Raw genomic sequence first — 12,183 nt, forward strand, 5'->3', positions numbered from 1 at the left:
TGGCTTGTTGCTTAAAATTACGAACACGTGTTCGATTTCTTCGGGTATTATGGAGTCGTGTCCGAGACCTTCCTCCCCGAGTTGCCGCAGGAACTGTGGCGCGCTGGCAAGCTGGAGCTTGCACATGGCGTGCAGCAGTCGTTGCAGGTGATCCGGATCGCGACCGCGTGTTTGGGGCGGTTCCTGGCGGAGATCGAGTCTCGTGGTGTCAAAGACTTGTACGGGCATGGGAGTACGGCGAGCTGGTTCGCCGAGATCGCGGGATTGTCACGCGGCGAGGCCGGTGCGGTGGTGAAGCGGGCGATCGCCTTGAATCCCACCCGGGCTTTGGATGGAACCGAGGTTCCACCCGTTGCTCCCGCCACTGCCGCCGTCGCCGCTCAGGGACTGGTCGGGGATGAACGGATCGATCAGATCCTGGAGATCTTGAAACGGCTCCCCGCCGACACGTCTGCCGAGGATCGGGAGAGCGCGGAGAAGATCCTCGCTGACCTTGCCCCGAATGCCGGACCCCGCCAACTCGCCGGCGCCGAAGCAAAACTGCAGGGCTGGCTCAACCCCGACGGCAACGAACCCAAAGACCCCGAACCCAAAGAACCACGCCGCGAAATCACTCTGGAACGCCGTAAGGACGGCTTCTGGAAACTGACCGGTCTGCTCGATGACGAGACCGGGGCCCGCACCGCCGCCGCCCTGGAAGCGCACGCCCAGCCACGGCCAGTGGACGAGTTCGGGCAGGCGGATCTGCGGATGAAATGCGAGCGCATGGGAGACGCCTGGGCCGAACTCCTGGATCTGGCGGTCGCCTGCCCCGACCAGCCCGGAACCAGCGGCTACCGGACCCTCGTCCACGTCACCATCGGACTCGAGGAACTCAAATCCGGTCTCGGGACCGCATGCCTGGACTTCGTGGGGACGATGACGGCGCGGGAAGCCCGGCTTGCCGCTTGCGATTGCCTGATGGTGCCGGTCGTGATGGGTGCCTCGGGTGAGCCGCTGGATATGGGACGCTTGAGACGCTTCGTCACTCCAGGGCAGAGACGTGCACTCAACATCCGCGACGGCGGCTGTGCCTTCCCCGGCTGTCACCGGAAACCCAAGAACTGCCACGCCCACCATATTCACCACTGGGCAGACGGCGGACCGACCGATCTCCGGAACCTGGTCCTATTGTGTGGCTTCCATCATCGGCTGATTCACCACGGCGACTGGCAAGTACGCATGGCGGCCGACGGGCTACCGGACTTCATCCCACCCCAATACCGAGATCCGCTCCGAAAACCCCGACGCAACACCCTGCACCACGTCTGACCACCGAGAAGCCCGCCAGCCACACCGGCGACGGGCCCCTCGGCATGCGCGCCACCTGAAAAGCCCCCGCGGGCTAAACACCTCCAACCGAATACGGAGCTCCCGCACCGCCAACCGGGATTTCCTCGGCATCAGGAAGATGCGGATCGCCACGCGGTCGTGACATCGGATCAGCAGGCGAAATCGTGCCGCGTCCCGCGCACCAGGAACTCCGCCGCGAGGTCGTTCGCGCATTCGTTGTCCTTGAACAGGTATGCCAGGTGACCGCCTTGGCCGACGGTGACCATCTTGGCGCGCTCGCCGAAAGCCTCGCGCAGCTTCCGTGCCCCTAACGTTCGACGGGCCGCGATCGACTCGGACGGCCAGAACGCGCACGGCGTGATGTTCGCGGTCGCCGCGCCGAACAGCGGGTGCCGGATTCGGTCGATCGCGACGTCGCGCCGATACGTGCCGACGTCCTCCGACCAGTCGGAGTCGTTGCAGATCACGTGCAGCCGGCTCGCGATGTAGTTGTCCGAAGGAAAAGCGGTGCCCGAGGAAGTCGGCACGGGCTTCCCGGTGTCGAGTGAATGCCACGTCGCGGCCAGATGCGGCAGGCTCTTGTCGTAGTAGAGATCCGCGAACGTGACATGGCGGAACACCTGGGCGTTGTAGCCGTCCGGGCTCGGCGTCCTGTCCAGCCGCGCGGCCAGTTCGAAGTACTTCGCGGTCACCTGCGCCGGAGTCCGTCCTAAGCCGTATTCGGGCTTTGAAGCGGCGAACTTGGCGAAGTCCGGGAAGCGGTCTTCGACGCCTTGGCCGAACAGCCGCGAGAAGGAGGCGTCCCATCCGCCGGCGCCGGTCGAAGTAGCTCACCTTCCGCTCGCCGAGCGCCTCGCGCACCCGGTCCATGACGAGCACGAGGGCGAGTTTTCGCTCCACTTCGGACGGTCATCGGCGCGGCTCCCAGCGGAAGAGCCGCGTCGCGAGGACGACGGCGACGACGACCCACGCGAGGGTCGGGGCGAGCAGGAGCAGCGAATCGGTGAGTGCCACGCCGCCGTTCCAGGCGTTGACGGCGAGTTCGGTGGCCGAACCCCCGGGCAGCAGGCGTTTGAGCAGCGCCAGCTCGTCGGTGCCGGAGATGCCGACCCAGCTCGCCACCGCGATCACGCCGAGGCTGACCGGCAGGGTAGTCACTTGCGCGTGTTCGGGGGAGTTGGTCAGACCCGCGGTGGCCAGGCCGAGTCCGATCATCATGGCGACGCTGGCGAGCACCGCCGCCACCAGCAGGCCGACGTTGGCGGGCGTGTCGGTGACGACGCCCAGCACGGTCATGATCACGGCCACCTGGACGAGTGAGATGACCGTGACCGGCAGGACCAGCCCGGCCAGGATGGACGCGTCCCCGGCCGCGGTGGAGCGCAGTCGTTTGAGGAACAGGTTCTGCCGTCGTGAGGCCAGCGTGGTCACCGCGCTGGTGTAGAGACCGAACGCGCAGACGGTGAACATCACGATCGCCGCGATGTAGCCGAGGCTGCCGATCTCGGCGAAGACCTCGTGCTGATAGACGAAGAACGCGGAAATGGCGAGGGGCATCACGAAGCTGGTGATCAGGACCGACCGGTTCCGGAAGATCTGGATCAGTTCGCTACGGGCTATCGAGAGCATGACAACTCAGTCCTTCAGTCGTTTTCGATGGCGCGGAACACGTCGTCGAGGCGGGTCGGTCCCGCTTCGAGGTCCGGTAGTTCGATCGCGTGGTCCTGCGCCCACCGCAGGAGGGTGTGCAGGTCCTTCTGCAGCCCGAAGGTCTCGATGACGAACTTCCCGTCGTGTTCCCGCTTGCCCTGCACCGGCAGCGCGGGAGCCGAGGACGGCAGCGAGAACCGGATCACCGAGGGCAGCGTCCGCGTCAGTTCGGCGACGGTGCCTTCCCGGTGGAACGTGCCCCGGTGCATCAGGCCGATGCGGTCGGCGCGCTGCTGTGCCTCTTCCAGGTAATGCGTGGTGAGCACGATCGTCGAGCCGTCCTCGCGCAGGTTGTCGACCGCGTCCCACAGCGCGTCCCGCGACTGGATGTCCAGCCCGGTGGTCGGCTCGTCCAGGAACACCAGCCGCGGCGAGCCGTACACCGCGGTCGCGAAGTCGAGCCGCCGCTTCTCACCGCCCGAAAGCTGGGACACCTTCGTGTCGGCCTTGCGGGTCAGGTCCACGATGCCGAGCACCCGTTCGAGCCGGTCCGTGCGGCGGGTCAGCGCCCCGATCAGGCGAATCGACTCCTTCACCGTCAGATCCGGTGAGAAACCGCTCTCCTGCAACATGACGCCCATCTCGGGGCGGACGGCCGCGCGGTCCCGCGGGCTCTTCCCGAGCACCCGGACGGTGCCCGACGTCGGATTCCGGTGTCCTTCCAGGGTTTCCAAGGTCGAGGTCTTCCCGGCCCCGTTCGTGCCCAGCAGGGCGTAGAACTCGCCTTGCCGGACCTGGAAGGACAGATCCTTCACGGCGTGGAAGTCGCCGTATTTCACGTTCAGACGGTCAACGTCGATCGCTGTCATACCTTGATCTCAGCCGCTCGGACACGCCCCGGCCAGTGCGGCCACGTCACGAGGAAACCATGACGTGGTGTCACTGTTGCCCCCGCCGAAAGAGAGCCGATACTGGACTCATGTCTGATGTGGACACCGAGCCGGCGAACGGGCAGCTGCGCAAGCTGAACCTCACCATGTTCGTCCCGCTGCTCGTCGTCGGCGGGGTGATCGTGGTCGCCTCGGATTCGCGGACCTGGTGGCACGCGGTCGTGCTGAGCGTGGGTGTGCTGGCGGCCTTGGTCGCCTTCGTGCGCTGGGCGGCGGGCGAGGTTCTGCGGGTCGCGATCCCGTGCCTGGTGATCACAGCGGCGGTGTGGCCGTTCTCGGTGTTGCTCGTCGGGGGCAGCTCGGCGTTCTTCGGCGTCTTCCTCGTGGGCTCCCTGGTCGTGCCGCAACTGCCACGCCATCGGATCCCGGCGGCCGTCGCGCTCGTCGGCTACATCGCCGTGGTGGGCGCGCTGAGACTGCTGGTCTCGCACGAGGACGTGTCCGGTGAGCTGGTCAGTTTCGTGTTCGTCCCGGCCGCGATCACCGCTGTCGTGCTCGGCCTGATGTTCCCCAACAAACGGTTCTACGACGTCGTCAAGGAACTTGAGGAGGCCCGCGAGCGGGAGGCGGAACTGGCCGTGATCAGGGAACGTGTCCGGTTCGCGAGCGATCTGCACGACATCCAAGGCCACACGCTGCACGTCGTGAAACTCAAGACGGCGCTCGCCACGAAACTGGTGGACATCGACGCCGGGCGGGCCAAAGAGGAACTGGCGGAGATCCACGCGCTCGTGGCCGACACGATCACTCAGACGAAGGAACTCGCCTACGCCCAGCGCCGGCTCAACCTCTCCGCCGAACTGGAGAACGCCAGGAACCTCTTCGAGGCCGCGGGGATCCGCGTGCGCGTCGACCGGGAGGCGGACGTCGATCCGGCGGCGGGCAGGCTGCTCGGCCAGGTCCTGCGTGAGACCACGACCAACATCCTGCGCCACGCGCAGGCGACCCGTGTGCGGATCACCCTGTCGGAATGGAGCATCGGTATCGTCAACGACGGCGCCCCGCGAACGCCACTGCCCGAACTCCGCGGGCTTGCCGCGCTCGAACAACGCGTCGTCGCCGACGGCGGGCAACTGACGGTGGAACAGGAAGACGGGCGGTTCGTGACGGCGGCGTCCTTCCCGGCCCTGGAGGCACGATGACCACGGTGGTGCTCGCCGACGACGAAGCCTTGCTGCGCAAGGCGATGGCCGCGCTGCTCCCGCTCGAAGGCGAGATCACCGTCCTGGCCGAGGCGGAGAACGGCGAAGAAGCGGTCGAGGCCACCCTGCGGCACGAGCCCGACGTCCTCGTCATCGACCTCGAAATGCCCGGTGTGGACGGGCTCGGCGCGGTCGCGGAGATCCGGCGCACCCGGCCGGACCAGGTCATCCTCATGCTGACCCGGCACGCGAAACCCGGCGTGCTCCGCAAGGCACTCAAACTCGGCGTCCAGGGCTTCGTCAGCAAGGCCGCCGACCCGTCGCACATCACGTTCGTCATCGCCACGCTGCACCAGGGAAAACGCTGGATCGACCCGGACGTCTCCGCGCTCGCCGTCGTCGACGACTGTCCGCTCACCGAGCGGGAGCTGGAGGTGTTGCGGGTGACCGGCGAGGGCTATTCGGTCGCCGAGATCGCCGGACGGCTCCACCTCGCGCAGGGCACCGTGCGCAACTATCTCTCGAACGCCATGCAGAAGACCCAGACGCAGACACGGCACGAGGCCGCCCGGTACGCGCGCGAGCACGACTGGCTCTAACGCGCCCGCACGTGGGCGCGTTCGCCCTGCGGTCCGAACAGGACGAGGGTTTCGACGGCGTGCCCGTCGGCCGAGCCGAGCCAATGCGGGAGCGCGGTGTCGAATTCGGCGGCTTCGCCCGGCGGGAGGACCATGTCCCGGTCGCCGACCACCAGCCGCAACCGTCCATTGAGGACATACACCCATTCGTAGCCGCCGTGGGTCTGCGGCGTGGGTTCCGCCGGCGCGTCCCTGCTGGGGATGAGCATCTTGAACGCCTGCACCCCGCCCGCACGCCGGGTGAGCGGGAGGAACGTCATGCCGTGGCGGTGAATCGGCCGCAGATGGATCCGCGGATCACCGGTCCGGGGAGCGCCGACGAGGTCGTCGAGCGGCACGCCGTGCACCCGGGCGAGGGGGAGCAGCAGTTCGAGCGTCGGCCGCCGCCCGCCGCTTTCCAGCCGTGACAGGGTGCTTTCCGAGATCCCGGTCGCCGCCGACAGTTCGGCGAGGGTCAGGCCGCGGTGTTTGCGCAGCGCTCGCAACCGCGGGCCGACCGCGTCGAGCACCTCGTCCGTTCCGTCCATGCCTCGATCTTGCCAGGTCGGCAAGTTTTCGTGCCAAACCGGCGGACCGGCGGCGAAGGTGGCGATCATGAGCGCTACGAAATTCTGGGACGAACTCCACGAACGGCGGGCCGCCGGAACGCGGCCGGGCGATGAACCGGAAACGTGACGCCGGGCCGCCGTCGACCGGAGCAGGCGAGAAGGAAGTGCTCGCCGGGTTCCTCGACTATCTCCGCGCGGCGGTCATGGCCAAGGCCGAAGGCGTTCCGGAAGACCGGGCCCGCCTTCCCGGCGTGCCGTCCGGCACGAATCTGCTGGGCCTGGTCAAGCACCTGACCCAGGTCGAACGGCATTGGCTGCTCGGCCATCGCGTCACCGACTGGAAGGCGACGTTCCACCCGGCCCCGGACGACACGACGGCGTCGATTCTGGCCGCCTACCGGGAAACCGTCGCCGAGGCGAATCAAGCGATCGCCTCCTGGGACGACCTCGCCGCGGCGGGGCCCCACCGGGCATCGCGGCGCTGGACGCTGACCCACCTGATCGAAGAAACCGCGCGGCACGCGGGGCACGCCGACATCCTGCGCGAACTGATCGATGGCGCCACCGGGCGCTGAAACGGAGATCCCCAATGTTCCACCGAGCCGCCGCGTTCGTCGCGGCCCTCGTCCTGCTGACGGCCTGCGGTTCGCCCCCGGCCACCGCCACGCCGCCGCCTGGGTTCCGGCACGAATTCGCCGACGTCGACGGAGTGAAGATGCATTACGTCACCGGCGGCAAGGGTGCCCCGCTCGTACTGCTGCACGGCTGGCCGCAGACCTGGTACGGCTGGCACCGGGTGATGCCCGCGCTGGCCGAACACTTCACGGTGTACGCCCTCGACCTGCCCGGTCTCGGCGACAGCGAGGGCTCGCCGCCCGGCTACGACAAGGCGACCCTCGCCCGCTACGTGCACGGCCTCGTCGCCGGACGGCTGGGCCTGCGCGACGCCCGGATCGCCGGTCACGACCTCGGCGCCGCCGTCGCCTTCCAATACGCCGCGCAATTCCCCGGCGATCTCACCAAGCTCGCCTATCTCGATCTGCCACTGCCGGGACCCGCGCTCGACGCGACGGCCTACCGGAACCTGAGCTGGCATATCGCGTTCCACTCGCAGAAGACGATTCCCGAAGCCGTCGTCGGCGACGACGTGCGCGAGTACCTGTCCCTGTTCTATCCCCAGGTCGCCTACTCGGGAACGGCCTTCGGCGGTCCCGGCGCGCCGCCACCGTTCGACGACGCGGAGATCGACGAGTACGCCCGCACCTACTCCAGGCCGGAGGTCCTGCACGGCGGCTTCGAGCTCTACCGGACGCTCGGGCAGGACGCGACCGCGAACGCCGGCGCGAAACCCATCGCCACGCCGACTTTGCTGATGACAGCGGAAGGATTGCTCGAACCGCAGAAGGCCACGTTGGCGCCGCGCGTCGCGAACCTGGCCCGCGCGGTCGAGGTGCCGAAGGCGGGACATTGGCTCGCCGAAGAGAATCCGGCGTTCGTTAGTGCCGAACTGATCGGCTTCCTGAAGTAGGTTGCCCGGAATCGAGAACCTTTGCGATGCTTCGCGCATGTCCACGCTGGAAGTCCTCAACCACCCGTTCCGCGAGCAGTTCGAGGTCTTCCTCGACGAGCACCGTCGTGTTCTCGACGAATCCCTGGAGGGGCTGACCGAGGAACAGGCCCGCCGGTCGCTCGTCCCCTCCCGGACGACCCTGCTCGGTCTGGTGAAGCACGCGACCTTCGTGGAAAAGGTGTGGTTCGTCGAAGGCATCACCTGCCGCCCGCGGACCGAGATCGGTCTCCCCGAGACGCCCGACGAATCGTTCATCCTCACCGAAGAGGACACGATCGCCTCCGTGCGGCAGGCGTACCGCGAAGCCTGCGAGGTGTCCCGCAAGGCCGCGGCCGCCCTCGACCTGGACGACCTGCTCCACGGGAACCGCCGCGGCCCGCTCCCGCTGCGCTGGGTGTATCTGCACATGCTGCGGGAACTCGCCCAGCACGGCGGCCACGCGGACATCCTGCGGGAACAGATCTTGAGTTCCTAGCGAACGACGATGCCGGAGAGCGGTGGCTCCCCGGCATCGTCGTTTCGTTCGTCAGGAACGGGTCAGCGTGACGCCGTACTTGTTCGCCGCGTCCACGACGGGCTGGTAGTAGGAGTACGAGCCGGTGGCGTTGGCACCTTCGTTGTAGCCGCAGTCGTGGCCGTCGGCGGGGCCGCCGGAGGTCATGCCCTGCGCGGTGTTGCCCGCGATGTAGGCACCGCCGCTGTCACCGCCCTCGGTGCAGACGGTCGACTTCGCCAGCCCGGTGGTGGCGACGCTTTCGCCGCTGTAGCGCACGGTCTGGTTGTACGCGGTGATCTTGCCGCAGGTCCAGCCGGTGGTGTTGCCCGCCTTGCACAGCGTGGTGCCGACCGGCGCCTTCGAGCTGCCGGTGATCCGCACCGTGGTGCCCATGCGGGTGTCCACGTAGCCGCGGCCGGTGTCTTCGGTGTCGATGTCCATCAGGCCCATGTCGGTCGACGGGAACTGGGTGGCGACACCGCGGCCGATGTGGACGCCGTTGCGGTTGAGGATGTCCGGGTTGCCTTCGACGCAGTGCCCGGCGGTGAGCAGCACGTTGTTGCCGCTGCTGGTGGTGCCGGGGAAGCCGAGCGAGCAGTTGGTGCCCGGGTCGAGGTCCATGATCTGGCCGGGGATGACGTCGGCCTGCGTGGTGTTCCCGTTGGCGACACCGGTCTGGACCGTCACACCGGGCATGGCGGTGAGACGGCGCACGAGGGCGCTGTCGGCACCCGGCTGCACGGTGACGACGACCTGGTCGGCCGCGAGTTCCGGACCCCAGGACTGGACCTGGGTGACGTCCTTGCCGATCACCGTGCCGACCTTGGCGGACAGGGCGTTCAGCGCGTTCTCACCGCGGGCGCCGGTGCGCGGGGTCAGCCCGGCCGAGCGAAGCTCCTTCGCGGAACCGGCGTCGGCGTTCACCACGAGCGCGCCGGTGTTGTCGAAGTACGCGCCGTCGGTGTGGAGACCACGATTTCTGACGTTGTCCAGCGACGCGATCAGGTTCTTCTCATGGTCCAGCTTCTGGGCGGCCTGAAGCGGGCTGACCTTGAGCTGGGCGGCGAGCGTCTCGAGCATCGTCTGGTCGTAGGACGTGACCGGCGCGGCGGTCGCCGGGACGGCGAGCGCGCCGATTCCGGCACAGACGCTGAACAGGGTGAGCATGACGGGTCCGCGAATTCGCATGCGAATTTCCTTCGATAAGGAGGGAACGACGAACCGCCGGAATATGTTCGGAAAGCGCAGGGGGCCGGGCGGTTCATCTCGACGTGACGCACAGTACGAGCGCCCGTACGCCATGTCGTAGCGCCGAAAGTAGGATCCGTGATCGCGGACCTACTTTCGTATGCGGAAAGCGCGAATCGCCCGCGTATTCAATTGCGCGGAAGTGTCATTGTCCCAATGGTGTCAGCGAGGTAGGCGTCCAGCGCGGCGGCACCGGAGAGCAGGGCGCGTCCCCTCGCCGCGAGCCGGGCGTGCCAGTCGCGCAGCGTCGACTCGAGCGGGACGACGCCGCCCGCCGAGCGGACCTGGTCGAGCACCGGCGCGATCCGCTCCAGGAGATAGCCGCCCCGCCTGAGCTGATGGGTCAGCTTCGCGTCGCGGACGTCGGCCGCGTTGTAGACGCGGTAGCCCGTCCTCGGGTCCCGCTCGGGACGGAGAAGGCCCGCCCGTTCCCACTCGCGCAGGGTGGCGGGCCGGACGCCGAGTTTCCGGGCCAGCGGGCCGACGAACACCTCGCCCCGTTCCTGCGGCACGGGTTCGAGATCGCGGAGCGCGGCCGTGACGGCCTGGAGGGTGCGGCGGTCGTCGAGCAGTTGCGCGTGGCTTTCGTCGACGAGCCGGAGCGCCTCCTCGACGTCGTCCTGATTGACCGCCCGCATGATCGCCGCCGCCGTCGCGTGACCGTGTCCCGGCACCAGGGCGAGGAAGGCACGCAGGGCTCGCGCGTGCAGCGGCGTATAGGTGCGATAGCCCTGCGGGCCGCGTTCGGCGACGGGGAGGATGCCGTCCGCCTCGTAGTTGCGGACCGCCTGTGCGGACAGGCCGTGCTCGCGCGCGAGGTCGACCGGCCTGAGCCGCTCACGGGTTCGAAGGTTCCGGGCCCACCGCCCCACGATATTCGGTCTACCGGTCGCGCGCGGATTCCGCCCGCCGCTCGTACCGGGCACGGGCCAGCCGATAGGCCGTTTCGAGCAGTTCGCGAGTGGCCGTTTCGGTGTTCGACGCCGGGTTCACCACCGCCAGCCAGCCCGCGTTCCCGTACACGGGATGGGCGATCAGGACGTCGGTGTCGGCGGGGTTCTGGCCAAGATCGCGGGCGAACTCCTTCTTGCCGGCGTGGATGTTTACGCGGAAGGTGTCCGGTCGGTCCAGCCGCGAGGTCTCGTCGCCGGGGTAGTTCTTGGTCACGATGGTCGCGAAGGGCTGGACGTTGGTCGGGACGACGCCGTCGGGGGAGTAGTAGAAGAACGCGTCGCCCCGGCTGAGCTCCGGCCATTCGTCACACCGCCCCGGGGTGAGGGTCAGGACGCCGTCGAGGCCCGAGACGAGGCCGATGATCTCTTCGATGGTCATGTGCTCAAGCGTGGCATTAAAGTGCTCGTGGAGGGTTCGAGCGCGTTTTCGACGGAGTGAAGGTGTCAAGTCTCAAATCGATGCGCACCGCGGAGGTCGCCCGCCTGGCGGGGTATTCGGTCCAGCAGGTGCGTAACCTCGAACGCGACGGCGTGCTGCCGGCGGCGTCGCGGACGGCTTCGGGCTACCGGAGTTACGGCGAGATCCACCTCCGGTCCGCGCTGGCCTATCGCGCGCTCGCCGCCGCGGTGGGGCCGGTCGAGGCCAAGAAGATCGTCCGCGCCGTACACCGGGATCCGCTCCCCGAGGTCCTCGCGCGCCTCGACGCGGCCCACGCCGGGCTCGACGCCGAACGCGCGGATCTCCGGGACGCCAGGGAAGCCGTCCGGGTGATCTCCGGGGAACCGATCGAAGACGTACGCGGCTCGGACTCGATGAGCGTCTCCGAACTCGCGTCGGCGCTCGGCGTGCGCCCGTCGACCCTGCGGCACTGGGACACGGAACGGCTCGTCGTGCCCGGCCGCGATCAGCGGGGGACACGGCGGTACACGCCGTCGCAGGTGCGGGACGCGCGGATCGTGCACCAGCTGCGGCTGGCGGGCTACCGTGTCGCGCCCCTGCGCGCGCTGATGCCGGAACTGCGGCGATCCCGGCGGCTGGAGGACGTCGCTTCCGCGCTCGCCGCCAGGGACGCCGGGATCACGGCCCGCTCGCGGGCGCTCTTCGACGGCACGGCCGCGCTTTCCCGCCTCGTGAGTGGCGAGGGCCGGGTCAGGCGCTGGGAGTCCGTTCCCGCAGGGTCGTGAGCGCCTTGTCGGCGTGGACGTCGAATTTCAGCTCGCTCTTGATCACCGCGAGGATCCGGCGGTCGGTGTCGATCACGAAGGTGCGCCGCTTGGCGTGCAGCGGGCTGAAGCGGCGCCAGACGCCGAAGAGTCTGGCGACTTCTCCGTCCACATCGGACAGAAGAGGGTAGTCGAAGCCGTGCAGGGTGGAGAATCGCCGCTGCTTGGTGATCCCGTCCGGGCTGATCCCGACACGGTGGGCGCCGACCTCGCGGAACTCCGCGGCAAGGTCGCGGAAGTGGCAGCTCTCGGCCGTGCAGCCCCCGGTCATCGCGGCGGGATAGAAGAACAGCACGACCGGGCCGGTGGCCAGGAACTCCGACAGCGTGCGGTCCTGGCCGGTGTCGTCGGGCAGGGTGAAGTCCGGGACGAGGTCTCCTTGATCCATGTCCGGTATTCGGAGCCGCGGGCGCGCCGGATCGGTTCCGGCGC

The 12,183-nt window shown here is 68.3% G+C and carries 15 protein-coding genes; 7 read left to right on the forward strand and 8 right to left on the reverse strand.

Annotation, left to right across the window (positions count from 1 at the left end):
• The first annotated feature begins 57 nt into the window (after positions 1-57).
• Positions 58-1,311, forward strand: a complete 1,254-nt coding sequence (locus ED92_RS33430) for an HNH endonuclease signature motif containing protein (RefSeq protein ID WP_037345806.1) — start codon at positions 58-60, stop codon at positions 1,309-1,311.
• A gap of 170 nt (positions 1,312-1,481) precedes the next feature.
• Here the strand turns inward: ED92_RS33430 and ED92_RS33435 are convergent, their stop codons facing one another.
• From ED92_RS33435 to ED92_RS33445, 3 genes are all read right to left on the reverse strand, one after another.
• Positions 1,482-2,024, reverse strand: a complete 543-nt coding sequence (locus ED92_RS33435; RefSeq protein WP_235213426.1) for an alpha/beta hydrolase — start codon at positions 2,022-2,024, stop codon at positions 1,482-1,484.
• A 217-nt stretch (positions 2,025-2,241) separates the two neighbouring features.
• On the reverse strand, positions 2,242-2,961 hold the full coding sequence (locus ED92_RS33440) for an ABC transporter permease (protein WP_037345271.1): 720 nt from the start codon (positions 2,959-2,961) through the stop codon (positions 2,242-2,244).
• A gap of 14 nt (positions 2,962-2,975) precedes the next feature.
• Positions 2,976-3,851 (reverse strand): ABC transporter ATP-binding protein, encoded by an 876-nt coding sequence (locus ED92_RS33445; RefSeq protein ID WP_037345273.1) that lies wholly within the window; start codon positions 3,849-3,851, stop codon positions 2,976-2,978.
• 119 nt (positions 3,852-3,970) lie between these two features.
• Between ED92_RS33445 and ED92_RS33450 the strand changes: the two genes are divergently transcribed.
• Both ED92_RS33450 and ED92_RS33455 read left to right on the forward strand, forming a co-directional pair.
• Positions 3,971-5,074 carry a sensor histidine kinase gene (locus tag ED92_RS33450; protein WP_081975983.1) on the forward strand — a complete coding sequence of 368 codons (1,104 nt, stop codon included), beginning with the start codon at positions 3,971-3,973 and terminating at the stop codon, positions 5,072-5,074.
• Positions 5,071-5,673 (forward strand): response regulator transcription factor, encoded by a 603-nt coding sequence (locus ED92_RS33455; protein WP_037345277.1) that lies wholly within the window; start codon positions 5,071-5,073, stop codon positions 5,671-5,673. The genes ED92_RS33450 and ED92_RS33455 overlap by 4 nt, the downstream gene beginning before the upstream one ends.
• Here the strand turns inward: ED92_RS33455 and ED92_RS33460 are convergent.
• Complete coding sequence (locus ED92_RS33460) at positions 5,670-6,239, reverse strand: helix-turn-helix domain-containing protein (RefSeq protein ID WP_037345812.1); 570 nt, start codon at positions 6,237-6,239, stop codon at positions 5,670-5,672. The genes ED92_RS33455 and ED92_RS33460 overlap by 4 nt on opposite strands.
• A gap of 131 nt (positions 6,240-6,370) precedes the next feature.
• On the opposite strand from ED92_RS33460, the gene ED92_RS33465 reads away from it, so the two are divergent.
• From ED92_RS33465 to ED92_RS33475, 3 genes are read left to right on the forward strand one after another with little or no spacing between them, the layout of a single operon-like run.
• Entirely contained in the window at positions 6,371-6,835 is a 465-nt protein-coding gene (locus ED92_RS33465) for a DinB family protein (RefSeq protein WP_037345279.1), read from the forward strand.
• A gap of 14 nt (positions 6,836-6,849) precedes the next feature.
• Positions 6,850-7,788 carry an alpha/beta fold hydrolase gene (locus ED92_RS33470; RefSeq protein ID WP_037345281.1) on the forward strand — a complete coding sequence of 313 codons (939 nt, stop codon included), beginning with the start codon at positions 6,850-6,852 and terminating at the stop codon, positions 7,786-7,788.
• 37 nt (positions 7,789-7,825) lie between these two features.
• Positions 7,826-8,305, forward strand: coding sequence for a DinB family protein (locus tag ED92_RS33475; protein WP_037345282.1), 480 nt, complete (start codon positions 7,826-7,828; stop codon positions 8,303-8,305).
• Positions 8,306-8,356: 51 nt separating this feature from the next.
• Here the strand turns inward: ED92_RS33475 and ED92_RS33480 are convergent, their stop codons facing one another.
• From ED92_RS33480 to ED92_RS33490, 3 genes are all read right to left on the reverse strand, one after another.
• Positions 8,357-9,514 (reverse strand): S1 family peptidase, encoded by a 1,158-nt coding sequence (locus ED92_RS33480; protein WP_037345284.1) that lies wholly within the window; start codon positions 9,512-9,514, stop codon positions 8,357-8,359.
• Between the two features lie 188 nt (positions 9,515-9,702).
• Positions 9,703-10,446, reverse strand: a complete 744-nt coding sequence (locus ED92_RS33485) for a MerR family transcriptional regulator (RefSeq protein WP_037345286.1) — start codon at positions 10,444-10,446, stop codon at positions 9,703-9,705.
• Between the two features lie 10 nt (positions 10,447-10,456).
• Positions 10,457-10,906 carry a DUF6194 family protein gene (locus ED92_RS33490; RefSeq protein ID WP_037345287.1) on the reverse strand — a complete coding sequence of 150 codons (450 nt, stop codon included), beginning with the start codon at positions 10,904-10,906 and terminating at the stop codon, positions 10,457-10,459.
• A 62-nt stretch (positions 10,907-10,968) separates the two neighbouring features.
• On the opposite strand from ED92_RS33490, the gene ED92_RS33495 reads away from it, so the two are divergent.
• Positions 10,969-11,712 (forward strand): MerR family transcriptional regulator, encoded by a 744-nt coding sequence (locus ED92_RS33495; protein ID WP_235213427.1) that lies wholly within the window; start codon positions 10,969-10,971, stop codon positions 11,710-11,712.
• On the opposite strand, the gene ED92_RS33500 is transcribed toward ED92_RS33495, so the two are convergent.
• Complete coding sequence (locus ED92_RS33500) at positions 11,678-12,139, reverse strand: peroxiredoxin (RefSeq protein WP_037345292.1); 462 nt, start codon at positions 12,137-12,139, stop codon at positions 11,678-11,680. The genes ED92_RS33495 and ED92_RS33500 overlap by 35 nt on opposite strands.
• Positions 12,140-12,183: the final 44 nt, after the last annotated feature.

Source organism: Amycolatopsis sp. MJM2582, assembly GCF_000754115.1.
In the GTDB taxonomy this organism is placed as follows: Bacteria; Actinomycetota; Actinomycetes; order Mycobacteriales; family Pseudonocardiaceae; genus Amycolatopsis; species Amycolatopsis japonica.